Source organism: Planococcus sp. BI3 (assembly GCF_056680115.1).
Window position 1 is genome coordinate 2,434,353 of sequence record NZ_CM155266.1, and the last position, 22,538, is coordinate 2,456,890.

The 22,538-nt window shown below is 47.3% G+C and carries 28 protein-coding genes; 3 read left to right on the forward strand and 25 right to left on the reverse strand.

Annotated elements, in window-relative coordinates; translation table 11 throughout:
• Nucleotides 1–79: 79 nt before the first annotated feature.
• From pxpB to AC1MEO_RS12190, 3 genes are read left to right on the forward strand one after another with little or no spacing between them, the layout of a single operon-like run.
• Nucleotides 80–778 carry a 5-oxoprolinase subunit PxpB gene (gene pxpB / locus AC1MEO_RS12180; RefSeq protein ID WP_480330788.1) on the forward strand — a complete coding sequence of 233 codons (699 nt, stop codon included), beginning with the start codon at nucleotides 80–82 and terminating at the stop codon, nucleotides 776–778.
• Nucleotides 762–1,742, forward strand: coding sequence for a 5-oxoprolinase subunit C family protein (locus tag AC1MEO_RS12185; RefSeq protein ID WP_480330790.1), 981 nt, complete (start codon nucleotides 762–764; stop codon nucleotides 1,740–1,742). The genes pxpB and AC1MEO_RS12185 overlap by 17 nt, the downstream gene beginning before the upstream one ends.
• A complete protein-coding gene (locus tag AC1MEO_RS12190; protein WP_480330792.1) occupies nucleotides 1,739–2,509 on the forward strand; it encodes a LamB/YcsF family protein in 771 nt (256 codons plus the stop codon). The genes AC1MEO_RS12185 and AC1MEO_RS12190 overlap by 4 nt, the downstream gene beginning before the upstream one ends.
• Nucleotides 2,510–2,618: 109 nt before the next feature.
• Here AC1MEO_RS12190 and AC1MEO_RS12195 read toward each other — a convergent pair whose 3' ends face one another.
• The 25 genes from AC1MEO_RS12195 to AC1MEO_RS12315 all read right to left on the reverse strand — a co-directional run bounded on the left by AC1MEO_RS12195 (nucleotide 2,619) and on the right by AC1MEO_RS12315 (nucleotide 22,527).
• Nucleotides 2,619–3,248 (reverse strand): NUDIX hydrolase, encoded by a 630-nt coding sequence (locus AC1MEO_RS12195; protein ID WP_480330794.1) that lies wholly within the window; start codon nucleotides 3,246–3,248, stop codon nucleotides 2,619–2,621.
• A gap of 63 nt (nucleotides 3,249–3,311) precedes the next feature.
• Nucleotides 3,312–4,070: an amino acid ABC transporter ATP-binding protein gene (locus AC1MEO_RS12200; protein ID WP_480330796.1), complete on the reverse strand. Its 759-nt coding sequence runs from the start codon at nucleotides 4,068–4,070 to the stop codon at nucleotides 3,312–3,314.
• Nucleotides 4,071–4,149: 79 nt separating this feature from the next.
• Nucleotides 4,150–4,806, reverse strand: coding sequence for an amino acid ABC transporter permease (locus tag AC1MEO_RS12205; RefSeq protein WP_480330798.1), 657 nt, complete (start codon nucleotides 4,804–4,806; stop codon nucleotides 4,150–4,152).
• A 38-nt stretch (nucleotides 4,807–4,844) separates the two neighbouring features.
• Nucleotides 4,845–5,999: a saccharopine dehydrogenase family protein gene (locus AC1MEO_RS12210; protein WP_480330800.1), complete on the reverse strand. Its 1,155-nt coding sequence runs from the start codon at nucleotides 5,997–5,999 to the stop codon at nucleotides 4,845–4,847.
• A gap of 77 nt (nucleotides 6,000–6,076) precedes the next feature.
• Nucleotides 6,077–6,901, reverse strand: coding sequence for a transporter substrate-binding domain-containing protein (locus tag AC1MEO_RS12215; RefSeq protein ID WP_480330802.1), 825 nt, complete (start codon nucleotides 6,899–6,901; stop codon nucleotides 6,077–6,079).
• Between the two features lie 255 nt (nucleotides 6,902–7,156).
• Nucleotides 7,157–7,621: a hypothetical protein gene (locus tag AC1MEO_RS12220; protein WP_480330804.1), complete on the reverse strand. Its 465-nt coding sequence runs from the start codon at nucleotides 7,619–7,621 to the stop codon at nucleotides 7,157–7,159.
• A gap of 91 nt (nucleotides 7,622–7,712) precedes the next feature.
• Complete coding sequence (locus AC1MEO_RS12225) at nucleotides 7,713–8,396, reverse strand: HAD family hydrolase (protein WP_480330807.1); 684 nt, start codon at nucleotides 8,394–8,396, stop codon at nucleotides 7,713–7,715.
• 18 nt (nucleotides 8,397–8,414) lie between these two features.
• Complete coding sequence (locus tag AC1MEO_RS12230; protein ID WP_480330809.1) at nucleotides 8,415–9,188, reverse strand: hypothetical protein; 774 nt, start codon at nucleotides 9,186–9,188, stop codon at nucleotides 8,415–8,417.
• 150 nt (nucleotides 9,189–9,338) lie between these two features.
• Nucleotides 9,339–9,689 (reverse strand): PilZ domain-containing protein, encoded by a 351-nt coding sequence (locus tag AC1MEO_RS12235; RefSeq protein ID WP_480330811.1) that lies wholly within the window; start codon nucleotides 9,687–9,689, stop codon nucleotides 9,339–9,341.
• 20 nt (nucleotides 9,690–9,709) lie between these two features.
• The gene (locus tag AC1MEO_RS12240; RefSeq protein ID WP_480330813.1) at nucleotides 9,710–10,147 is read right to left on the reverse strand and encodes a YaaR family protein; all 438 of its coding nucleotides are present in this window, start codon (nucleotides 10,145–10,147) and stop codon (nucleotides 9,710–9,712) included.
• Nucleotides 10,148–10,579: a DUF6115 domain-containing protein gene (locus AC1MEO_RS12245; protein WP_480330815.1), complete on the reverse strand. Its 432-nt coding sequence runs from the start codon at nucleotides 10,577–10,579 to the stop codon at nucleotides 10,148–10,150. It lies immediately after the preceding gene.
• A gap of 30 nt (nucleotides 10,580–10,609) precedes the next feature.
• Nucleotides 10,610–11,368 (reverse strand): FliA/WhiG family RNA polymerase sigma factor, encoded by a 759-nt coding sequence (locus AC1MEO_RS12250; protein ID WP_480330817.1) that lies wholly within the window; start codon nucleotides 11,366–11,368, stop codon nucleotides 10,610–10,612.
• A 36-nt stretch (nucleotides 11,369–11,404) separates the two neighbouring features.
• A complete protein-coding gene (locus AC1MEO_RS12255; RefSeq protein ID WP_480330819.1) occupies nucleotides 11,405–12,274 on the reverse strand; it encodes a MinD/ParA family protein in 870 nt (289 codons plus the stop codon).
• Nucleotides 12,267–13,376: a flagellar biosynthesis GTPase FlhF gene (gene flhF / locus AC1MEO_RS12260; protein ID WP_480330821.1), complete on the reverse strand. Its 1,110-nt coding sequence runs from the start codon at nucleotides 13,374–13,376 to the stop codon at nucleotides 12,267–12,269. The genes AC1MEO_RS12255 and flhF overlap by 8 nt, the downstream gene beginning before the upstream one ends.
• Nucleotides 13,373–15,412 carry a flagellar biosynthesis protein FlhA gene (flhA, locus tag AC1MEO_RS12265; protein ID WP_480330823.1) on the reverse strand — a complete coding sequence of 680 codons (2,040 nt, stop codon included), beginning with the start codon at nucleotides 15,410–15,412 and terminating at the stop codon, nucleotides 13,373–13,375. The genes flhF and flhA overlap by 4 nt, the downstream gene beginning before the upstream one ends.
• Before the next feature lie 22 nt (nucleotides 15,413–15,434).
• Nucleotides 15,435–16,523, reverse strand: coding sequence for a flagellar biosynthesis protein FlhB (gene flhB, locus AC1MEO_RS12270; RefSeq protein ID WP_480330825.1), 1,089 nt, complete (start codon nucleotides 16,521–16,523; stop codon nucleotides 15,435–15,437).
• Nucleotides 16,524–17,303 (reverse strand): flagellar biosynthetic protein FliR, encoded by a 780-nt coding sequence (fliR, locus tag AC1MEO_RS12275; RefSeq protein ID WP_480330827.1) that lies wholly within the window; start codon nucleotides 17,301–17,303, stop codon nucleotides 16,524–16,526.
• A gap of 6 nt (nucleotides 17,304–17,309) precedes the next feature.
• Nucleotides 17,310–17,579 (reverse strand): flagellar biosynthesis protein FliQ, encoded by a 270-nt coding sequence (gene fliQ / locus AC1MEO_RS12280; RefSeq protein WP_480330829.1) that lies wholly within the window; start codon nucleotides 17,577–17,579, stop codon nucleotides 17,310–17,312.
• A 16-nt stretch (nucleotides 17,580–17,595) separates the two neighbouring features.
• The gene (gene fliP, locus AC1MEO_RS12285) at nucleotides 17,596–18,285 is read right to left on the reverse strand and encodes a flagellar type III secretion system pore protein FliP (protein WP_480330831.1); all 690 of its coding nucleotides are present in this window, start codon (nucleotides 18,283–18,285) and stop codon (nucleotides 17,596–17,598) included.
• The gene (locus AC1MEO_RS12290; RefSeq protein WP_480330833.1) at nucleotides 18,282–18,920 is read right to left on the reverse strand and encodes a flagellar biosynthetic protein FliO; all 639 of its coding nucleotides are present in this window, start codon (nucleotides 18,918–18,920) and stop codon (nucleotides 18,282–18,284) included. The genes fliP and AC1MEO_RS12290 overlap by 4 nt, the downstream gene beginning before the upstream one ends.
• Before the next feature lie 26 nt (nucleotides 18,921–18,946).
• Entirely contained in the window at nucleotides 18,947–19,990 is a 1,044-nt protein-coding gene (gene fliN, locus AC1MEO_RS12295) for a flagellar motor switch protein FliN (protein WP_480330835.1), read from the reverse strand.
• Entirely contained in the window at nucleotides 19,980–20,963 is a 984-nt protein-coding gene (gene fliM, locus AC1MEO_RS12300) for a flagellar motor switch protein FliM (RefSeq protein WP_480330837.1), read from the reverse strand. The genes fliN and fliM overlap by 11 nt, the downstream gene beginning before the upstream one ends.
• Before the next feature lie 13 nt (nucleotides 20,964–20,976).
• Nucleotides 20,977–21,153 (reverse strand): flagellar FlbD family protein, encoded by a 177-nt coding sequence (locus AC1MEO_RS12305; RefSeq protein ID WP_480330839.1) that lies wholly within the window; start codon nucleotides 21,151–21,153, stop codon nucleotides 20,977–20,979.
• 87 nt (nucleotides 21,154–21,240) lie between these two features.
• A complete protein-coding gene (locus AC1MEO_RS12310) occupies nucleotides 21,241–22,029 on the reverse strand; it encodes a flagellar hook-basal body complex protein (protein WP_480330841.1) in 789 nt (262 codons plus the stop codon).
• Nucleotides 22,030–22,071: 42 nt separating this feature from the next.
• Nucleotides 22,072–22,527 carry a flagellar hook capping FlgD N-terminal domain-containing protein gene (locus tag AC1MEO_RS12315; protein ID WP_480330843.1) on the reverse strand — a complete coding sequence of 152 codons (456 nt, stop codon included), beginning with the start codon at nucleotides 22,525–22,527 and terminating at the stop codon, nucleotides 22,072–22,074.
• Between the last annotated feature and the right edge of the window lie 11 nt (nucleotides 22,528–22,538).

The window sequence follows — 22,538 nt, forward strand, 5'->3', positions numbered from 1 at the left end:
TTCCCTTCTTTCGCTGTTCTCCCAAAAGCTTTATACTGAATGGAACAAGCACGAATAGTCTGCAAATGGAGATGAGTAGATGAAACCTTCTTTTTCACCGCTCGGCGATGGGGCGATTGTCATTGAGCTCGGCAATGAAATCAATGAACAGACAGAACAGCTGGTCAGACAAACAGCGGCTCTGCTCGAAAGCCGGCAGCCGGCATGGATGATTGAATTCACCCCCTCATTTACGACGGTAACTGTCTTTTATGACCCCTGCACAGCTACATACGACGACGTACAAAAGGAACTGGCGGAACTTTCGGAGCATCTCGGTGAAGAGCTTGTTGTTGAATCCAAAACCGTTGAAATTCCCGTCTGTTATGGCGGCGAATTCGGTCCTGATCTGGAATTTGTGGCGCAGCATAATGGACTGACTGTGCGTGAAGTCATCGCTATCCATACGGCTGGCAATTATTCGGTCAACATGATCGGCTTTGCGCCGGGCTTTCCCTTTCTGAGAGGAATGTCCGAGAAAATTGCAGCTCCAAGACATGGTTCACCACGCCTGCGCATCCCCGAACGGACAGTAGGCATTGCCGGTATGCAGACCGGCGTCTATCCAATCGAAACTCCGGGCGGCTGGCAATTGATCGGCAGGACGCCGCTTCGCCTGTTCAGGCCTGAAAATAGAATCCCCAGCCTGCTCCGGGCAGGAGACAAGGTCAGTTTCCGGGAAATTTCAGCGGAAGACTACCATGCATGGGAGGAAGATCCAAATGCTGAAAATCCGTAAAAGCGGCTTGCAGACGACTGTACAAGATCTGGGTCGGACCGGCTTCCAGAAATATGGCGTCATTGCCAGCGGCGCTATGGATCCTATTGCACACCGGCTGGCCAATTTATTGGTCGGCAATAAAGAACAGGCTGCCACGCTTGAAATCACCTTGCTGGGGCCGGTGATCGAATTCACTGAAGATGCGATCATCGCTTTATGCGGTGGAGACTTGGATCCTAAAGTAGATGGAACCAAAGTGAAAATGTGGCGGATGCTTACTGTCGCCAAAGGCAGCACCCTGACGTTTGGTGAGCCTCACGCAGGTGCGCGCAGTTATTTGGCAATTGCCGGGGGCATCGATGTGCCTGTAGTGATGGGCAGCCGATCCACCTACCTGCGCGCTGGAATCGGCGGTTTTCAGGGACGCGCTCTAGAAAAAGGCGATGAACTTCCGGTTGGCCAAACAACACTTCCGCAGCAAAAAGCATTACACCACAACTACGGAAATGAATTTGATTGGCTCCTGCCGCCTGTCCGCTATTTTGAAGAACCGGTGATCCGAATGATGCCAGGACGGCAATTCGATTTATTCGACGAAGCCAGCAAAATGCGGATCTTTCAGGAGGCTTTTGCCGTTTCATCCAATTCCGACCGCATGGGATACCGGCTGGAAGGCCCTCACCTGGCACTGGAAACCCCTGCTGAATTGATTTCGGAAGCGGTGGCTTTCGGCTCTGTCCAGGTACCGGCAGACGGCAACCCGATTGTCTTGCTGGCAGACCGCCAAACGACAGGCGGCTATCCGAAAATCGGCCAGGTCGCTTCTGTCGATTTGCCGCTCATCAGCCAATTAAAGCCAGGCCAGCAACTGCGGTTCAAGGAGATTTCCCTGGCAGATGCCCAACAGCGGTTGATCGGGCAGGAGCAGTCAATTAGGGAAATAGGAGCGGCCATCCAATTAAAGTGGGAGGAATGGATATGATCAATAAAGTGGATTTGAATTGCGATATGGGAGAAAGCTTCGGGACCTACCAGATGGGGAATGATGAAGAAATACTCGATTACATAACATCAGCGAATATCGCCTGCGGCTTCCACGCCGGCGATCCGGCGACCATGCGAAAAACAGTTCAGCTGGCCCTAAAGAAGAATGTTGCAATCGGCGCGCATCCGGGATTGCAGGACCTGGTTGGCTTTGGCCGCCGGAACATCGCCTTGTCGCCTCAGGAAGCCTATGATTTGACCGTCTACCAAATTGGCGCCTTGTCCGGCTTTGTCAAAGCCGAAGGCGGCCAGTTGCAGCATGTCAAAGCGCACGGTGCCTTATATAATATGGCAGTAAATAGCACAGAGCTGTCAGAAGCCATTGCGGAAGCTGTCTACAAAATCGACCCGGAGCTGGTCCTGTTCGGACTGTCTGGCAGTGAAATCATCAAAGCCGGCGAGAAAATCGGCTTGCGGACAGCCAGTGAAGTGTTTTCTGACCGGACCTATCAAAGGGATGGATCGTTGACGCCAAGAACCCAAAGCAATGCATTGATCACCGATCCCCGGATTGCTATCGATCAGGTCATTCGCATGGTGAAAGAAAATAAGGTCACCACTGTCGAAGATACCGATACGGAGCTGAAGGCGGATACCATCTGCATTCATGGGGACGGTGTCCATGCACTGGATTTTGCCATCCAAATTTCAAAATCTTTGGAAGAAGCCGGAATCGACATTGTCAAAGTGAGTGAATTCATTTGAGGTAAGCAGCACATTTTGTTGAAGTTCCTGGTCCACAGTCAAAAAACCAGCAATGCCCAGTTGGCATTGCTGGTTTTTTGACTGGTTGTTTTAATTAGGAATAAGGAAATCACCTTGTTAACTCCCGGCCAATCAACTCAATGATCCTCTCTAAATAAACGGCACTATGCGGCACCAGGTCTTTTAAACTGATGTCCTTTTTAAAAGTCTGCTTGCGGCCATCCGGTGCTATCTCAAAACCTTTAACAGCAACCTGTTCTCGTTCTCCCAGCACCAAAGCTGCAAATGCTCCAAAGTCCAACTTTGCCATGCCGGACACTTCCTCGGCCTGCAACTCAAACCTAAGGTCAATGTTCTCCAGCTCGTTGTATAAGAAGCAATGGCAGCGCTCATTATCGATAAAGCCCGATAAAGCCATCTGATCCTTTACCATACCGAGAGGGGTCAGCTCGTCAAAATTCACCGAAATCCCAAGCTCTTCCCGCACTTCCCGGATGCCGTCTTCAACTGTTTCATCTGCCAGCAGATGGCCTGCTGCCGTAATATCGAAAAGCCCTGGAAAATCCTTTTTGTCTTTACTGCGCAGCTGAAGATAAATGACCTCTCTATCGCCTTGGCGGCCAGCTAACCAGCAATGGAAGGTTTCGTGCCAATAGCCCTTTTCGTGGACCGCCTGCCGGGCAGCTATGCCTTCTGGATTTCCCTTCTCATCGTAGATGCGTATGTTCTCTGTCTCCATGGCCCTGCCCCTTTTTTCTTTCAGCATAACAAAAAAACCGGCCATTTACCTGGCCGGCCTGCTTTAATCTGCGACAATCGCTTCCACTTTCGATAGGAATTGCTTTGTCCGCTCTTCTTTTGGGTCATCAAATATTTGTTGCGAAGTGCCTTGCTCCACGATCAGCCCTTCATCCATAAACACTACACGGTCAGCAACGTCTTTTGCAAAATTCATTTCATGCGTCACGATGACCATCGTCATCCCCTCTTCCGCCAAGCTCTTGATGACCAGCAACACTTCCCGGACCAGCTCCGGATCAAGTGCTGAAGTCGGTTCATCAAACAGCATCACCAAAGGATCCAATGCGAGGGAACGGGCAATTGCCACCCGCTGCTGCTGGCCCCCGGATAACTGTGCCGGATAGTGGTCAGCCCGATCTCCCAACCCTACTTTAGCAAGCAAATCCAATGCAATCGCCTTGGCTTGTTCAGGATTTTTGCCATGAATGGCAATCGGCCCTTCCATGACATTTTCAATTGCTGTTTTATGGGGGAATAGATTAAAGGATTGGAAAACGAATCCTGTTCTTTTGCGTAGTTCCCTAATCACTTTTTTCCGGTGCCGATCGATTTTCCCTCCGGCTTTCACTTCATATTCACCAACTTGAATAATCCCCTCTGTCGGCTCTTCCAAAAAGTTGAGGCAGCGCAGTAAAGTTGATTTCCCTGAGCCGCTTGGTCCCATGATGACAACCACTTCGCTTTTATCGATGGTCAAGTCGATCCCTTTCAGAACTTCATTCACACCAAAGTTTTTTACCAGTCCAGTGACTTTTATCATATAGCTATCAAACTCCTTTTATCCGGCATTCACTCCTAACGGCGGCATAGGAAAAACCCCCGCCGAATGGAGCTTTTCTTTATCTAAGCAAGTACTTGGATGACTGTATTTCCAATCGATCCAGCAGCTTTGTGAAAAATGAAATCAATATCCAGTAAATCGCAGCTGCCACTAAATAAATGGTCAATGGCTCAAAGGTTTTGGCAATGATCAGGCTGGACATCTGCAAAAGTTCCGTAACTGTGATGACCGAAACCAATGAAGTATCTTTGATCAAAACAATAAATGAGTTCGACAGTGTCGGGATGGCAATCCGGAGGCTTTGCGGAAGAATGATTCGCTTCAGCGCCTGCGGGTAGGTCATCCCCATCGACATGGAGGCTTCCATCTGCCCATTATCCACAGCTAAAATAGAAGCTCGGAACGATTCGGACAAATAGGCGCCTGCGTTCAAACTAAGCGCTAAAACCCCTGATGAAATCGGATCTAAGGCAATGCCGATTTGCGGCAGTCCGTAATAGATGACAAAAATCTGCACAAGCAGCGGCGTCCCACGCATCAATGAAACATAGACGTTTGCTATTTCATTTAATCCTCTTACTTTCAAGATCCGAATAATGGCGGTGATGAAACCAATCACCAAGGCGATCAGAATCGAGATGGCTGCGAGGAAAATCGTCATTCCTGTCGCTTTTAGCAATGATGGCAATGAATCAATAATAATTGTGAAATCCATAAATCCTCCTATCAGACAAGCCGTACCCATTATTCTAATCAGCCGAAAACTTCTTCCGTATACTCAATTTCAATTCCTAAATTGCTCAATTCAATTAAAAAGGGCTGGAATCGTTCATGGATAATCAAGTTTTCGATTGGAATAACGCCTGTCTCTGTTATTTTTCCACTGACAATCCATTGTGCAATCAGCATCGCTGGAATCGCAGTTGTTTTGGCCATTGAAGTTATTTTTCGCCTGTCATCATACAAATCAACCATTTCCCACGTATGCTTTGTTGGTCTGCCTTGTTTGAGTCCACTGACCTCGACCCTTAAGACCGTGATGTCTTCAACTGAATGGCCTGACATTTTCAAAGCCAGAACTTTCTCCGCAAACGCCTTTGGAGTGACAGTAATGCCTTGAATGGATACCAGCGTCTCATCAAGAAATCCCAACTCACTCAAAACTCTTATCTTTTCCCAGTGCCCGGGATAACGGACCGTTCGCTCCACCAGATTCTGTACTTTTCCCTCCAGCATAAAGGCCGTGCTATGCGCATCGGTGATCACCGTTTCACATACTCCTACCGGGTCAGGAAATGTAGTTTCTTCTAAGCCGGAAAGTGGAGCCAATTCAACAATTTTGCCGGTTTGAATAGCAGTTGCCGGTTTCGTGTAAAGATCCAGCAGACTTTCAAGCCGGTAAACCACCTGATACCCCAAAGGCGGATCAGGATAGCGCGGAATTCCACCACAAGTCAAAACAGCATCTTTTGCTTCATCCAGCAGTGCAATTCCTTGTGCAGCCAAAAAATTGGTGATGCCAGGCGCCACCCCGCAACCGGGGATGATTAACACGCCTGCTTGCTGCGCTTGTTGATGCAGCGCAATTTTTTCAGTGAATTGCGACCCCACTAAATCAACTAAATGGCAGTTTGAAGAAATTGCTGCTTTGATCGCTGCCATACTCAATGAATGAGGGAGGCAGCCAATCGCCAAATCGGCATCCTTCAGCACTTCGGCAATGTCTTCCTCAGTTGCCAAAGCTGCCACTTTGCCGATTACGCGCGGATTGTCCGCAATAGCCAGGCATTTGTCGATGCTTGCCTGGTTGATATCGACAGCCGTAATCATTTCTGCACCAGCAGACTTAGCCAATTCCGAAACCACTGTCGTGCCGATCATGCCAGTTCCTAATACGAAGATATGCATGTATCCCCCACCTCACTTTTGGCACTTGTGCAAAAGAAGAACGCAATCAGAGATAGCCATTCAGCGCTTATCGAACCTTAACTTTCCAACGGTTCTGTCCCAAACCATTTTTTATAGATTTCAGCATAGGTTCCATCTTCCTTCATTTCACTTAAAGCTGCATTGACCTGTTCAATAAAGTCCTCATTCCCTTTGTTGACGGCCATGCCGATTTCATCTTTATTTAAAATATCACTGGAAATTTTGATTGGCAGATTCTGCTCTTTAATGTTATAGCTGATCAGCAATTGATCGTTGATGATGACATCAAGGCGTTTGTTCGTCAAATCTTGAATATAGTCGCCCACAGCCTTATACAATTTCACTTCTGCCCCGTCTACGCTGTTCGCCACATCTTCAAAAGTAGTTCCCCCGCCAACGCCTACATTTTTCCCTTTTATATCTTCAAGCTTTGTGATGTCATTTGTTTCTTCGCGCGTTATCAGCACCGATCCCGAAATAACATAAGGATCTGTAAAATCAACGCTTTTCTTCCGCTCTTCTGTTACGGTCATTTGGCTGATGATGATATCGAATTTGTCGGCTTTCAAGCCGCCGATCAACCCATCCCATTTGGTTGCGATAAAGTTGGCTTCTACGCCTAAACGCTCTGCAATTTCATTGGAGATGTCGACATCAAACCCTTGAAATTCATCGTTGTCATCGATGAAATTAAACGGCGGATAAGTTCCTTCAAAAGCTACGTTCATCTCTTTCGATTCTTCCATCCGTTCTAGCACTCCGCCAGACTTAGCTCCTGTTTCGTCCGCTGTGGCTGTTCCTGCTGTTTCTTCAGATCCACAGGCCGCCAACAGGATAAAGACAAATAAAAGAATAAGTGTGCTTATCGCAGTTTTTTTCATTTTCATTCCTCCACCTTCAAATTTTCATCTTTTTCGCTTGCCCCTTGGTGAACCAACTTAAGAGCTTTCTTAAATAAGATTTTTACCTTTCCAATTCCCTATTACAATAGCACTGATTATTTCCATATTTTAGAAATGGGTGCTGCTCTTATTATTCCCTTATAAAGCCATAAAGTCAATCCAATTTTAGACTATTTAGAATATTTTAACGCACACAAAAAAACTTCCGGCAAATAAATGGCGAAAGTTTTGATCTTATTTGTATTCATTGAATAGGGTATCATCCGGGGCGACATGCTTGATGAACAGTAGGTCTTCATCAGTAATATCCGGCACAAAAAACTCAGTGCCCCAATGCTCTGAGGAAAAGATGTGCTGCTCGCCTCTGCTCAAGAAGACGGAAAACCACTTCAACTTCCCCTTTGCGCTGACGTGGTGGGACATGAGGTATTCTGCGATTTCCAATGTCAGAAGACCGGAAAAAATGGTCATTCCCTGCTTCCGGTCAATATCGAACAAGCCGGGCAAATCGGAAGAAAGCTCTTCAATTGCTGCCGTTTCTTCATCAAAGCAATGGATTTCAAAAAGATCGGATTTAGCCAGGAAATATTCCATCAGCAGGAGCCAGTATTCATAGTTCCCGATAACCGGTATGCGCTCCGATTCCCGGTCATCTGCAAATTCGGTCAACTCAAACTGTAATTGCGTTTTAAGTTCCATGCTGTACTTCACCTGCCCTTTTCTCTCTCGTGCCTAGTAGAATCAAGCTTTATTGCCAAATTAGCCCTTACCCAAATGGATGATTTCACTTTCACCGCACTGTTGAGTGCTCAGCGTTGAAGCGCTCCAGCAACCCGACGATTTCATTTAAATCATCAATTTCTCCATCTGCAGCCTGGCAGCTCCAATAGCGATCCCTTTTCCAAATGGCTTTCATGCCCATTGCCTGAGCTGCCTGTATGTCATTTTTAGGATGATCTCCAATATAAACAGCCTCGTCCGGCGAAACACCCAAGCTGGATAATGCTTTTTGGAAAATAAGCGGATCGGGTTTGGCCATCCCTTCCCATTCCGAGATGAGGATTTCTTCAAAGTAAGCATCAATTCCCAAGGCTACTATGTTATCCAGCTGGAATTGCCCCTTGCCGTTGGTGATCATCCCTAACTGGATCGACTTCAGGGCCAGGTCTTCCAGCATCGACCGTAAATTCGGAAATGGAATGCAGTGGGCGTGGAAGTTAGCCACGTAATCTTCCAGCAAGGTTTTCCAGTCGATCCCCTCGATCTCAAACTCCTCGATTAATTGTTGATAAACCCGGTCTTTCCAGACATAGCCTCTGGCATCCAATTCGACAAAGCGCTTGGCGAACTGGTCCTTCGGGATATGCTGTAAGTGTTCAGCTAGCCGGTCGTACTGGTCGTTTACAAATGTCGCCAGCGAACGGTCACGGTCCAACAAGGTACCATCCAAATCAAAAATAACGGCTTTGATCATGTCAGCTCTCCTATCCCACTATTCACTGCTGCCCAGATTCAGCCTCTGGTAAAACCCTAAAGATTCCCTCAGAAATTCTTTATCGTAATGCGTTTTGTCATGTATTCTTTTTACCCATTCCTCCAAAGTTTCAATCGGATCGTCCAAGTAAAGCCCTGTACTCGTGCTTAAAAAACTTTTCCAATTATCGAACTCCCAGTGGGCAGTTTCGCCGCTTTCCTGCAGTCGGACCTCAACCAGCGGCTCGGGATGGATATGGCGCTGGGAATATTCCGCCGCAGCTAAAAAATCGGTCCGGTCAACCGGTTCTGTGGCGTAGACCTGATTGGACTGCTTGCCGTTCGGCCGGCAATAAATAAGCTCGATGCCTTTACCAGCCGGCCTTACCTGAACTTCCGCCCCTGGAAAAAATCCTGCCAGTCGATCTCCGCTAAATTCGGAGTCTTCCACATCAACCAGAATTGGCTGAATCCACTGGTCGCCTAAATCACAGAGGAATCTGCGGCCATTCCGGTCTTCCGCCAGGATTGCTGCATGCGCCTGCTCGGTCCCCAATCCACTGCCTACCGGATAGGCGGTTATTCCCGCTTTATCAAAAGCTTCCAGCAGCCAAATCGCCAGATCAAAACAATTACCGGTGATTCCATACTGGGCATGATGCTGTTCCATCAATTCCACACTGCGTTGCTTGTGTTCGCCCGCGCGCTGATAATACCAGGCTTTGGTTAAGGTCTCCATCGGAAACCCATCAAACTGCCGCCAAACAGAAAGAATTTCTTCTGGTGCCTGCATGCTCTTCACCTTCTCTTTTTTCGTATGGCTATTACTTCTCTTTTTTCGATCGGAATTCCTCCTGCCAATAGAAGAACTTCGTAGATTCGACTTTGCGGGCAAAAAAAAAAGCAGGCCATAGGGTCAACTTTTTTCGATGCGCTTATAAAATTACTCAGCCGATAAACCTTTACGCTGACGGATTTGATAGTAGTTCAGTTGCTGGAATAACTCTGTAAAAGTTCCTTGATCGACAGAAAATTCAACGCCGTATTCCACCCTATCTGTTCCAGTTGATTTTCGGACAATAGAGCCCTCTAATGAGAAAGCACTGTCCAATAGCTCCCAGCTGCAGTTTACGCTTTCTTCCAAAGGAATATTGAGTGGAGAAGAAAACAACAAACCTCCGGCACTGACATTGTAAATTTCAATCGGCAAAAAATTGCCGCCGTAAATTGAAATTTTTCCATCCACCCCTTGATGGAACATAACCCGAAAAAACTCACGACGATTTTTTGACATTTTGTCCTCTCCATCCTTTTTTACATATACAAATTGATGAGCAAGCCTTTGATTTCCCCAATTAGACCTAAAGTACCAATTCCTTCTTCTTCATTATTAAGCAGTTGGTCTTGAATATCAACCAATTTTTTGTCAATTACTTTAATGATCTGTTGGGATTTCATCCCTCCGCCCGACATCTGGCTCTGCTCGTCCGATAAACGCAGGCCATGCCGTACAGATTCTCCAACAAATTTCTTTACCGCGTGCTTATAGTTCAGAAGGTTTTCAAGTGTTCGCTGATTGGCTAATTTCTGTCCCTGCGCATCCACCCGTTCCATTAATTGATTGAGGGAATCCGTGTGAAGCTTGGACTGGGATTTTTTCAGGGCATTCGAAAAAAGTTCATTGGCCTTATTTCCGGTCCCCTGCACCGATAGCCGTTCGTTTTGAATCGCGTTCTGACTGTCAATGCGCACTTACAGCACCTCGTCCTCTTTAAAATCCTCTTGCCGCTTGTTCTTCATCCTAACAACAAGCTCTACTTTTTCGTAATCGGTTTGAAGTACTTTGGCGATTTGTTTGGAAGAAAATCCTTGCCTTGAAAGCTGAAGGATCTTGTCCCTATCCACAGAAGCCTTGTCTGGCATCTCTTCAGATTCAGCAGCAAGATTTTTTTCCAAACGTTCAAGCCGTTCTGCCAGCTGCGATTCATTGTCTTTTATATAGGAGGTTAATTTATCGTAAAGTTCATCATTTTCTTTTTCAAGCTGCGCCACGAACTCTGCCATACTTTCGTGGACTCCAGTTGGATCTTCATCCATTCGCTGTTTTTTGGCTGTCAGCAACAGCCGTACATTCAATAGCAATAGTCCGGTACTGACGGCAATCAATAGCCATTCCATGGTCATCACCCAGGCCTTCTGTTTCTTTTTTCAAGCTTAATAATTGTCATGCACAGTTAAAATCGACGCATGCAGCCGGAGCATCGCTTTTGAGTGAAGCTGTGAAACTCTTGATACACTTACACTGAGAATTTCTGCGATTTCCGTCAATTTCATTTCTTCAAAATAACATAAGGAAACAGTGATTTTTTCTTTTTCAGGCAAGCGGTCAATGGCCCGTACCAGTGATTCTTTGGTCATCTGTTCTGACAGATGGCGTTCCGGCGAATCGGTGTAATAGTTCCCCAAAGTTCTCCGTTCTTCAAAATGCTCATCATCCATTGAAATCATCGTCGATAACGCGGCTTCAGAAACGGTTTTATTGAGCTCGGCTTTGGTGATGCCCAGATACGAACTGACCTGCTCATCGGACACTGCGGCTTCATTTTCCTGCTCCAGCAAAAGATAGGCTTTTTCAATTTTCTTCACCTTATCCCGGACAGACCGAGGAAGCCAATCACTGTGCCGCAACCCGTCAATGATGGCGCCTTTGATGCGCCAGGAGGCATAGGTTTCAAATTTCAAATCCCGCTCGATATTGAACTTGCTCAAGGCATCAAGCAATCCTTCATAAGCGTAGCTGCGGACATCATCTTTTTCCACAGTTTTGGGTAAACTGATCATGAACCGTTGAATCACGTAATCGACCAAAGGAAGATATTGTTCAACCAGGTAGTTGCCAGCCTCCGGATCGCGATGTTGTTGCCAATCGTTCCAGCAGGTGAGTTCTTCTTTTGATAATTTGGGATTCAGCATGATTTTCACCACCATTTCCAAGCGGCAAAGCCACTCTTATTTAAACAGGATTTTCATGATAAATCCCTTAAGCCCCAATTTATAGGGCACCCGCAGCTGCAGAAATTCGTTGGCGATTTGCCGGATTGCTGCTGCCGCTTCACTGTTCGGATAAGCCAACAAGAGCGGTTTCTGCCGCTTTACGGCTTCCGGAATATGAGAATCGCTTGGAATAAAACCTAAAGCGCCAATCTCTTTACCCAAAAACTGGTCGGCTGCCTGCCTGAAATTATCGGCTGTCCGCTGCGCTTCCTTTACGCTGATGCATTGATTGACCACCAGTTTCATGTGGACATTCGGATCTTTGCCATGGACCATCTTGACGACCGAATAGGCGTCTGTGACGGAAGTCGGTTCAGGCGTCGTCACGAGGATGACGTCATCGGCAGCCAGGATAAAACGAAGGTTCTCGTAAGACAGGCCGGCTCCGGTATCCAGGATGATATAGTCCACCTGGCCTTGCAGCGTACTCAACTCACGGAAAAATTTCTGCAGTTTCAGGTCATCCATCTGAAACAGGTCATTAAATCCATTGCCTCCTGAAATGAACAGCAGCCCATTCGGCCCTTCTTCAATGATGTCCTGTGCAGCCAAATCTTTTTCAATCATCGTGGCAATCGTTTCCCGAGGCACCCGTCCAAGCAGCACATCAATATTGGCAAAACCGAGGTCGACATCGAAAATCAATACTTTTTTGTTCTGTTCAACCAGGCTCAACCCAAAATTCAATGCGAAATTGGATTTGCCCACTCCGCCTTTGCCGCTGGCAATCGCCAGGACTCTGGTTTTTTTAACAGGTTTCCGTTCGGGCTTATCGGTCTTCTTTCCCATCATCTTTTCCCGTAACTGGTTCGCCTGATCACGCATGATGTTCTTCCCCCAAAATGAAATCCGCTGCCAATTGGGGAGTGAATGCCAGTATGTCGTCCGGCACATTTTGGCCGTTTGCAATATGGCGTATCGGAATGCCGTAATGATGGATCAGGTTGACGATTGCTCCCGCAGAACTGGTTTCATCCTTTTTAGTCAGCAGCAGCTCATCCATCGCAACAGACTGGAAATTATCGATGATCTTTTTCATATCTTCGTATTTGGCAGTCAGGCTCAACACCAGGTGAATCTGCACTTTGCTGCCTTCCGGGAGTAAACGGGTCAAGTCGTCGATATACTGGGTTTGCTGATAATTCCGTCCGGCTGTATCCATCAAAATGATGTCGCAGTCATGAAAATCCTTAATTGCTGCCGTTAGATCTTCCGGCGTTTCGACCACCCGGACTGGAATATTCAAGATGCTGCCATAAGTCTTCAATTGCTCGACTGCGGCAATGCGATATGTATCCGCGGTAATCAAACCTACTTTTTTGTCTTTCGTCAGCATATAATCTGCCGCAATCTTGGCGATGGTTGTCGTCTTGCCTACGCCTGTCGGTCCTATAAAACAGATAACTTCCGGGTTTTGCACAGCTGGGTGCTGCTGATTCCGCTCTAGTATAGCAAGCAGTTCTTCACGAGCCAGCCGCCATACATTCTCTGACGTTTGGTCAGTGTTCAATTCAGCTCTCACCATCAGTTTGGCCAGCAGATCTGCCTGAATATCCGGTGCGACTTCCTGTGCAGTCAATCGCTCTTTCACTGATTGGAGGCCTTCTGGAAGATTTTCCGCTTTCACCTGCTGCATCATGAACTGCTTAATGCTTTTTAATTCAGTAATCAGCTCAGCTGAAGAATCGTTCTGTCTTTCTGGACTAGCAAATGGCCGAGCCTTTGGTGGTTCTGTCTGTTGGGGTTTCGGTGCTGCAATGGGATCAATGGCGGCCGTAACTTCCAGTTTTTCTTTTTGAAAAAATCCTAAAAAGCCACCGGTTTTTATTTTTTTCGTATTCAGGATCAAGGCATCAGCGCCCAGGTCCTTCTTAATCATCGGAATCGCTTCGGTCATCGTGCCCACTATATATGTTTTCAGCCTCATGAGATGTTAACCACTCCAACACTTTGAATTTCAATTTCCGGTTCCAGTTCGTTATAGGACAGAACCGGCAGGTCAGGAGCAAAACGCTCCACGAACTGCCTCATGTAGATACGGATGGCGGGAGACGTCAACAAGATCGGCTGTACGCCGGTTTGCTGAAGCTGCGCTGCCTGTTCCGTGATTTTCTGGAAAATCGTCTGGGAAGATTCCGGATCGATGGACAGGTAATTGCCCTGTTCTGTCCGGTGCACCGAGTCGGCGAACTTCTTCTCGAGGCTCGCTCCCGCTGTAATAACCTGCAGTGGTTCCTTATGCGTAGTGTATTGCAGCGTGATCTGACGGGACAGCGACTGGCGGACATATTCCGTCAGCAAATCCGTATCCTTTGTCTGCGAAGCGTAATCGGCCAGCGTTTCCAAAATGACCAATAAATTACGGATTGATACTTTCTCTTTCAGGAGTTTCATCAGCACTTTCTGCACTTCGCCGATGGTCATCAGCTGCGGCACCAATTCTTCCACCACGGCAGGAGAAGTTTCCCGCACATTCTCGATCAGCGACTTGACTTCCTGTCTGCCGATCAGTTCATGGGCATGGCGCTTGATGACTTCCGTCAGATGAGTCGAGACAACAGAGGGGGGATCGACAATGGCGTAGCCCGCCATTTCCGCTTCTTCCTTCATATCTTCATTGACCCATAGGGCAGGCATGCCAAAAGCGGGTTCAACTGTTTCGATGCCTTCCACCGCTTCGTCGTCAATGCCTGGGCTCATGGCCAGGTAATGGTCGAGCATGATTTCGCCTGACGCCACCCGGTTGCCTTTGATCTTGATGACGTATTCACTCGGCTGCAATTGGATATTGTCGCGAATCCGAATGACCGGAACCACGATCCCAAGCTCCATCGCACATTGCCGGCGAATCATAATGACACGGTCCAGCAGATCGCCGCCTTGATTTTTATCGGCAATCGGAATCAGGCCGTAGCCGAATTCAAACTCGATGGCATCGACATGCAGCAGGTCAATGACGCTTTCCGGACTTTTCATCCCTTCCAGCTCTTTCACGTCCTTGCTGATTTCAACGTCCTGCTTTTCTTCGGAATTCAAGGTTTTCTGCATCTGGAAAGCTCCATAAGCGATAACACCGGCAATCGGCACTACCAACATCGGGCTGATTGGAGTGAACACGGCAAACATGATCAACGTAGCTGCAACGATATACAGCATCTTCGGGTACGCAAAAAGCTGCTTGGTGATATCCGACCCTAAATTGCCATCAGATACCGCACGCGTCACCACAATACCCATCGCGGTGGAGATCAACAGCGCGGGAATTTGGGAAACCAGCCCGTCTCCAATCGACAATAGGGTGAACAGCTGGGCGGCTTCTCCGAATGGCATTTTGTGGACCATTACGCCGATCAGCAAGCCGCCAATAATATTGATGATGGTAATGATGATGCCGGCAATTGCATCTCCTTTGACGAATTTGCTGGCACCATCCATAGCGCCGTAAAAATCCGCTTCCGAGCTGACTTTTTCACGTCGGCTCTTGGCTTCCTGGTCCGAGATCATCCCAGCGCCAAGATCGGCGTCGATGCTCATCTGCTTGCCTGGCATCGAATCGAGCGTAAACCGGGCAGCGACTTCCGCAACCCGCTCAGATCCTTTTGTGATGACCAGAAATTGGATGATGACAAGAATCAAGAACACCAAAATCCCGATGATGGCACTGCCCCCGACAACAAATGAACCAAATGTTTCAATAACCTGTCCACCGGTCTGATTGGTCAGGATCGAGCGCGTCGTCGAGACATTCAATCCCAGACGAAATAAAGTCGTCAATAATAATAAGGTAGGAAAAATAGAAAATTGCAGCGGTTCTTTTGTATTCATTGCCACTAACAAGATTGTTAAGGCAAGGCTGATATTGATCATGATCAGTATATCTAATAAGAGCGGCGGAAGAGGGATGACCATCATGACAACAATCATTATGACGGCTACCATGATGGCATAATCTCTGAATTTCACGCGGTCCCCTCCTCTTTCCCATTCATCGGATTTTTCCTTTTAACCGGTAAATATATGCTAAAACCTCTGCCACAGCCAGAAATAATTCTTCCGGCACGGTATCCCCTATTTCAACCTGGGCATACAGCGCACGCGCGAGAGGCTTGTTTTCCATCGTCACAATTCCAAGTTCTTTTGCTTTTTCTTTGATCTTTAAGGCGAGATGATCTTTGCCCATCGCGATGATGACCGGAGCCGCCATCGTTTCGGCATCGTATTTGATGGCGATTGCATAATGCGTCGGATTGGTGATCAGCACATCCGCGCCCGGCAGATCCTGAATCATGCGATTCATGCTCATTTGCCGTTGCTTTTCTTTAATTTTTGATTTGATCAGCGGATCGCCTTCCGCTTTTTTGTATTCATCTTTGATGTCCTGTTTGGACATCCGTATGCCTTTTTCAAATTCATATTTCTGGTAGATATAATCCAGAATGGATAAACACAGCAAAATGATGCCGGCAACCAGTCCCATCTGGAATACTAACGAGCCGATAAAAGATAAGGAATAGCTGATGCTTTTTTGGGACAGGGAAAACAGTTCATCCTTGCCGATCCACAGCACACCGAAAGCAGCGCCGCCGATAATAGCAATCTTCAAGAGGGATTTCCCCAATTCGACCAAAGCACGGGCCGAGAAGATCCGCTTTGCCCCTTTGACCGGATCCATGCGCTCCAGCTTTGCCATGATGGGATCGGCCGTAAAGATGGCACCAACCTGGATGAAGTTTCCGAGAAAGCCGAAAACTACACCAACCAGCATGATGGGCAAAAGCAGCAGAAATGCATTCATGGCCATCTGCTCGAACAAAGTCCGGATGGTCGCCGGCGTTATTTCCCAGGAAATATATTGCGTGAAATGGATGCGGTAGATGGCCAGAATCTGGTCCAGCATCCAGCCTCCGAGTGAATTCAAAAGCATGATCCCGCCAAGGATGATCATAGCGGCAGCAACTTCAGGGCTTTTCGCCACCTGGCCTTTCCGCTTGGATTCCTGGCGTTTCTGCGGCGTCGCTTTTTCGGTTTTTTCGCCGGCAAAAAACTGCAGGTCCAGGGGATACCTTTTCACCACTTATGTTCCTCCTAATATACTGATCAACTGAGCCATGCTCACCAGGATTTTCTCGAAGAGAATCTGCAGGATGTAGAAGAACACGGGCAAGGTCAGAAAAATCATGATAAAGCCGACAAAGATCTTCAACGGCAGGCCGACCGCAAAAATGTTCAGCTGCGGCACTGTTTTCGCCAGGATGCCAAGCGCAATATCCACCAAGAACAAGGCGCCCACAATCGGCAGCGCGATCTGCAAGGCAATCAGGAACATCTCCGTAAACAGGCCGGTCATAAACTGAGCGATGTCTTCGGCTTTCACTGTAATCGCTAAGCGCTCGACCGGAAACACGCGGAGGCTCTGCATGACGCCGTCCAGCATCAAATGGTGGCCGTCAGCTGTCAACAAGAACAACAGCGCCATCATGTACTTGAAATGGCCGATGATCGGCACCTGCGCCCCCGTTTGCGGATCCAATACATTGGCCATGGAAAAGCCCATCTGAAAATCGATAAAGGCGCCGGCAATCTGGACTGCGTATAATAATAGCGCCGCTGTAAAGCCGAGCGCCAGTCCGGTAGCGAGTTCTTTGATGATCAATAAGAGATAGGAAGAGTCCAACGGGATCGTTTCACCCATCGGCAAGGTTGAAACGGCAACAAATGCCAGAAAAGCAGCGATGCCGATTTTAAATTGTGCCGGTACACCCCGCATTGAAAAAATCGGGGCAATCAGGAAAAAACTGGTTAAGCGGATAAGCATCAGCAGAAAATAAGGCAGTATGTCAAAAATCGTTTCCATGTGCGCTTACCCGATGATTCTTGGCAGTTGCTGAAACAGATCTTTCGTGTAATCCATCAGCAGGGTCAGCATCCACGGTCCAAAGACCACGAGCGAAATGAAGACCGCCAGTATTTTCGGGACGAACGCCAAAGTCTGTTCCTGGATTTGGGTCATCGCCTGGAAGACACTGACCAATAATCCGACGCCTAACGCAATCAGCAGCACCGGAGCGGATATGAGGATAATGGTAAAAATCGATTGTTCGGCTAGTTTGATCACCATATCTGGAGTCATTTTTTTCTTCCCTTCGTCAAAAGCTGACAAGCAGCGATTCGATTATTAAGTACCAGCCATCCACCAGGACGAACAGCAAAATTTTAAATGGCAGAGAAATCATGACCGGCGGCAGCATCATCATCCCCATCGCCATCAACGTGCTGGCCACAACCATATCGATGATCAAAAAGGGAATAAAAATGACAAAGCCGATCTGGAAGGCCGTTTTCAGTTCACTGATGGCAAATGCCGGAATCAGAGAAGTCAGTGGAATTTCTTCAATGCTGTCAGGCTTTTCCAGCTCCGCATATTTAAAGAATAGGGCCAAATCCTTTTCCCGCGTGTTCTGCGCCATGAATTCCTTTAACGGAACGATGGCCGTATCGAGTGCTTCCTGCTGTTCCAACTCACCATCCAAATAAGGCTGAAGAGCCGTTTCATTCATCTCCAGCGCAATCGGCGACATGATGAAGAAGGTCAGGAACAGCGCCAGTCCAACCAATACTTGGTTTGGCGGCATGGATTGTGTACCGAGTCCGGTCCGGACAAACGACAAGACGATGATGATACGTGTAAAACTGGTCATCATGATCAGGATTCCCGGAGCCAGCGACAAGACCGTCAACAGGAAGAACAGCTGAAGGGTCGTTGAGACATCTTCCGGTGATTCTCCGCCAAAATCAATGCCCGGAATATTGATGGATGATAAAATTTCCGGAATCATAGCGGACGTCCTTCCTTATCTTTCCCAAGCTCGTTTTCGAGCACTTTCTGCTTGGCTTTTTGTTTGTTCAGGCTTTGCTTGAAAAGCTGCTCAAACCCTTTTTTTTGCGGGTTTTTCGAAAAGCTGCCGATTTTCTTTTTCGTAAAGTCCAGCAGGTTTTTGGAAAGTGGCGGTTGCTGCTGTTCAAAGTCCCTTTCGATGCCGCTGATTTCCGCTGCATCTGAAAACTCTTTGATCAGCGTTACTTCATCGCCCACACCAATCAAGTACATCTGTCCGCCGACTTTCACCAGCTGCAGCGACTTGTTGTTGCCAAGCGGCGTGCCGCCCATCAGCTTGACTGCCTGGTTGGGTTGGAGGTTTTTCTGGCGTGCCGCCAAGAACTTGATCAGGCCATAAATCATTACCACAATTAAAAGCGTATAAAGCACCAATTGAACGATGATGCCAGCCAGGCTTTTTTCTTCAACGGGTGCTGCTTCCACCGGTTCTGCCGGTGTTTCTTCTGCCGGCTCCTCATTGTTCAGCCATTCCACGACATTCGGACTGGCTTGAACTGACAATGGCAAAGGCAGAGCAACGAAAAACAAGGCTGCCATAAACAGGGCGATGGATACATACATGGATTTGTTCAATTTCGGTAAACTCCTTCTATCAGGCATTAACGCAATTTCGAGATACGTTCCGCTGTACTCAGCACATCCGTCACGCGGACACCGAAATTCTCGTCGATGACCACTACTTCTCCAACTGCAATCAATTTGTTGTTAATCAGGATATCGACCGGTTCGCCAGCCAATTTATCCAGTTCAATGATGGATCCCTGCGAGATTTCAAGTATTTCTTTGACCAAGCGTTTTGTGCGTCCCAGCTCCACCGTTACCTGCAGTGGAATATCCAATAGCATGTTCAGGTTATTCGGTTCGGATTGGGCAGTCTCGGTATTGTCGAAGCTTGAGAATTGGACATTCTGTACAACGGGTGTTTCTTGCGCCGTTTCATTCGGCTGGTTATCTGAGTGCTTTGGCATGTCGCGTATCTCCTCTATTTCTTCTTCATCCACTGATGCGGTCAGTATGCCTGCCAGTTCTTTTGCCAGCACAACGGGCATGCACAGATGAAAATGGACGTTTTGCTTGCCGCTGATGTTCAGTTGAAATGCCACTTCCACAAAACTTTGTTCTTTGGTGAAGTTGGCTAACCGAAAGTCGCCTGCCTGTTCAACAATATCCATTCCAGACAGGGAATAAGCAATGTCCATTTCCAACAGCGCTGACATCGACTGCGCCACCGAATCGAACATCTTTCCGATCATCTCCTGAATAGCCTGAAATTCGTTTTCGCTTTCTGCTTCCTCTTGTTCAACCATCAATGCAGCATCTGCATCTTTTTTGGAAACGGCGAGAACTTGCATGCCAGTTGCCGCTCCCTTATATTCACCAAGTGCTACATAAAACGGGGCAGTTGCCGAAGCGAACACATCGTCTCTGCCGGCGAGGGTTAAAGTCGGGGCAGTCACGAAAACCTGTTCGGAAAGCAATGAAGACAGTACCGCCGCGGATCCGCCCAATGCAGCGTTCAGCAATTCAGTGACCGCTTCTTTTTCCGTTGTTGTTAATATGCTTTCAGCCATCACCTTTCCCCCTGTCTTCTTGTGATTCAGTAATTTTGCGAGTTCTTCCGGAGACGGTTGATCAATTGTCATCAAATAAGGCTCCTTGAGTCGCCACTTCTGTTACCTGTACAGCCATTCGTCCTTTGGAAACTCCAGGCTGCGCAAAAAACTTCATTTTTTCATCCACCAGGAGTTTGACAGGCACATCATGCGATTCGTTCAAACGGATGATGTCTCCGGTTTTCAGATTCAAAAAATCTCCGAGTTCGATTGTTGTTTTTCCCAGTTGCGCTTTAATTTCCATCCTAGTACCCTGGAGCTTTTCTTCCAAAGCTTCCACTTCATGGGTTTCAATCGTTCTTTTTTGATTTGCCAGCCAGTGCTTCGCTGACAGCTTCGGCAAAATCTGTTCCAGTACGACATGGGGCAGACAGATATTGATGTGGCCTTCCACTTCACCGATTCTTGTCTGCAGCTTGACCAGAATGACGGTTTCATTCGGCGGGGACATCGTCAGGAATTGGGGATTCACTTCAATTTCCTTCAGTTCAGGAAACAGCTTCAACACGGATGACCATGCTTCTTCAAAACAGTCCAACGACTTTGCAAAGACGCGCTCGATGACGCTGATTTCGATTTCAGTCAACTCGTTTCCCTTTTCCAGTATGGTGCCCTGACCTCCAAGAAGCCGGTCGAACATGACATACGCCACATCTGGAGAAAAGTCCATAACCATACTGCCCTGCAGCGGGGTTGCTTCAAACACGCCCATAATCGATTTTTTTCGGATATTCCGAATATAATCCTGATAGGCCAGCTGCTCCACTACCTCTACACTTATCTGAACATACGTCCGAAGCTGCGCCGAAAAATAGGAAGTCAGTAAACGGGCAAAATTCTCATGAATGCGGGACAACGTGCGTATCTGATCTTGTGAAAAACGCAGAGCTTTCTTAAAATCGTATGTTTGGACATTCCTTTTCTTGTTGACGGATTTTGGCTCCTGCTGGCCCATTGCCGAAAGGATAGTTTCAATATTTTCTTCTGATAAAACATCTGTCAACTTGATTGCCCCCTCATTCGTCCAAGTTCGGCTCATGCAAACGAGGTAAAATGTTCAGCTTCCGGTAATACCCGGTCACTTTGTCCATAACTTCCTCTACGGTTTCCAGTACATGGACTTTTTTGCCGGTTGTTAAGGTCACCACTGTATCCGGTGTCGATTCCAACCGCTCAATATAGATTGCATTCAATACAATAGCTGATCGGTTTAACCTGGTTAATTGAATCATATCGGTGCTGGGCAAAGCAGCAGCTTTGCTCAGCCTAAGCCCCCTCTATTAGCGTTTCAGGTTGATAACTTCCTGTAATATTTCATCAGAAGTAGTGATTGTCCGTGAGTTGGCTTGGAATCCGCGTTGAGCGATGATCATCTCCGTGAACTCTTCCGTAAGGTCAACGTTCGACATCTCAAGAATACCGGAACCGATTGCTGTATTCTTATCAGTTGCCGTTTGGATATTTATACCGTTTGCACTAGCTACATTCGTCATCTGATATAACGAACCGCCAAACTTGCGAAGGCCTGCTGGGTTTTCAGGTGATGATACGCCAACAGATGCAATGGTTGTTTCCGCGCCATCTGCTTGTCGTCCAATTACTTCTCCTAAACGATTAATGCTAAACGAATCGTAAGTAGCCGCATCAATAACAATTGGTTGGCTGGCGCTGTTCAACACGTTAAAACCTTGCGCTGTTACTAAGTTGCCAGCAGCTGTCACCGTGAAATTCCCTGCACGCGTTAGATATTGCCCTTCTGCTCCTTGAGTTTCCGGGTCTTGAACGACGAAAAATCCATCTCCCATAATCGCCAGATCCGTTCCGACTCCCGTTGTCATTGCTGATCCGGGATTGTGGTTAACATTAATGGCTGCCATCGACGATCCTAAACCGATCTGCATTGGATTGGCACCGCTATTTGACATGTTTTGGCTTAATAGATCCTGGAAATTAATCGTACTTTTCTTATAACCGATCGTATTGACGTTGGAGATATTATTGCCGATAACATCCAATTTCGTTTGGAAATTCTTCATGCCTGAAACACCCGAGTACATTGAACGCAACATTTAATTTTCCCCTTTCAAGAAATGTGCTTGATCCAAAATGGATTACACAGTTTCCTGTTCATTTGTGGTAGTTGTTTGTTTTTCGATCCGTTGAATCGACTCGATCGGCACTTTTATATCCGACCCTTCAAGCTCAGCTATCAACTCCCCGTTCTTGCTGGACAAAGCTTTGACGATGCCTTCACCTGAACCTGTTTCTGACTCCCATTTGACTGAAGTGCCGATCAAGTGGGCATAGTCTGCCAATGAAGAAGTTCCTTGATTGCTGACAAATTGAGTCATCGTCTTATTTAAGTTTGTCAATTGCTCCAGGCTGGTAAACTGAGCCATCTGGCCAATAAATTCGGTGTCTTTCAACGGTTCCATTGGATCTTGATGCTTCATTTGAGTTACCAGGATTTTCAGGAATGCATCCTGTCCAAGTGCATTTGTCGCTTCCGTCTTAGCAACTGGCGCTGGTGCAGCAGCTGCTGCGGTTGTCGCTGTCGAGATGTTCATCCAAACACCCT

Coding starts and splice junctions, on each gene's coding strand:
- pxpB (WP_480330788.1), top strand. CDS start 80: ATGAAACCTTCTTTTTCACCGCTCGGCGATGGGGCGATTGTCATTGAG.
- fliN (WP_480330835.1), bottom strand. CDS start 19,990: ATGACAATTGATCAACCGTCTCCGGAAGAACTCGCAAAATTACTGAAT.
- AC1MEO_RS12235 (WP_480330811.1), bottom strand. CDS start 9,689: ATGTCAAAAAATCGTCGTGAGTTTTTTCGGGTTATGTTCCATCAAGGG.
- AC1MEO_RS12250 (WP_480330817.1), bottom strand. CDS start 11,368: ATGCTGAATCCCAAATTATCAAAAGAAGAACTCACCTGCTGGAACGAT.
- AC1MEO_RS12230 (WP_480330809.1), bottom strand. CDS start 9,188: ATGCAGGCACCAGAAGAAATTCTTTCTGTTTGGCGGCAGTTTGATGGG.
- AC1MEO_RS12310 (WP_480330841.1), bottom strand. CDS start 22,029: ATGTTGCGTTCAATGTACTCGGGTGTTTCAGGCATGAAGAATTTCCAA.
- AC1MEO_RS12190 (WP_480330792.1), top strand. CDS start 1,739: ATGATCAATAAAGTGGATTTGAATTGCGATATGGGAGAAAGCTTCGGG.
- AC1MEO_RS12315 (WP_480330843.1), bottom strand. CDS start 22,527: ATGAACATCTCGACAGCGACAACCGCAGCAGCTGCTGCACCAGCGCCA.
- fliQ (WP_480330829.1), bottom strand. CDS start 17,579: ATGACTCCAGATATGGTGATCAAACTAGCCGAACAATCGATTTTTACC.
- AC1MEO_RS12245 (WP_480330815.1), bottom strand. CDS start 10,579: ATGACCATGGAATGGCTATTGATTGCCGTCAGTACCGGACTATTGCTA.
- AC1MEO_RS12255 (WP_480330819.1), bottom strand. CDS start 12,274: ATGCGTGATCAGGCGAACCAGTTACGGGAAAAGATGATGGGAAAGAAG.
- AC1MEO_RS12225 (WP_480330807.1), bottom strand. CDS start 8,396: ATGATCAAAGCCGTTATTTTTGATTTGGATGGTACCTTGTTGGACCGT.
- AC1MEO_RS12210 (WP_480330800.1), bottom strand. CDS start 5,999: ATGCATATCTTCGTATTAGGAACTGGCATGATCGGCACGACAGTGGTT.
- AC1MEO_RS12200 (WP_480330796.1), bottom strand. CDS start 4,070: ATGATAAAAGTCACTGGACTGGTAAAAAACTTTGGTGTGAATGAAGTT.
- AC1MEO_RS12185 (WP_480330790.1), top strand. CDS start 762: ATGCTGAAAATCCGTAAAAGCGGCTTGCAGACGACTGTACAAGATCTG.
- AC1MEO_RS12205 (WP_480330798.1), bottom strand. CDS start 4,806: ATGGATTTCACAATTATTATTGATTCATTGCCATCATTGCTAAAAGCG.
- fliR (WP_480330827.1), bottom strand. CDS start 17,303: ATGGAAACGATTTTTGACATACTGCCTTATTTTCTGCTGATGCTTATC.
- AC1MEO_RS12195 (WP_480330794.1), bottom strand. CDS start 3,248: ATGGAGACAGAGAACATACGCATCTACGATGAGAAGGGAAATCCAGAA.
- AC1MEO_RS12215 (WP_480330802.1), bottom strand. CDS start 6,901: ATGAAAAAAACTGCGATAAGCACACTTATTCTTTTATTTGTCTTTATC.
- flhF (WP_480330821.1), bottom strand. CDS start 13,376: ATGAGGCTGAAAACATATATAGTGGGCACGATGACCGAAGCGATTCCG.
- fliP (WP_480330831.1), bottom strand. CDS start 18,285: ATGATTCCGGAAATTTTATCATCCATCAATATTCCGGGCATTGATTTT.
- AC1MEO_RS12220 (WP_480330804.1), bottom strand. CDS start 7,621: ATGGAACTTAAAACGCAATTACAGTTTGAGTTGACCGAATTTGCAGAT.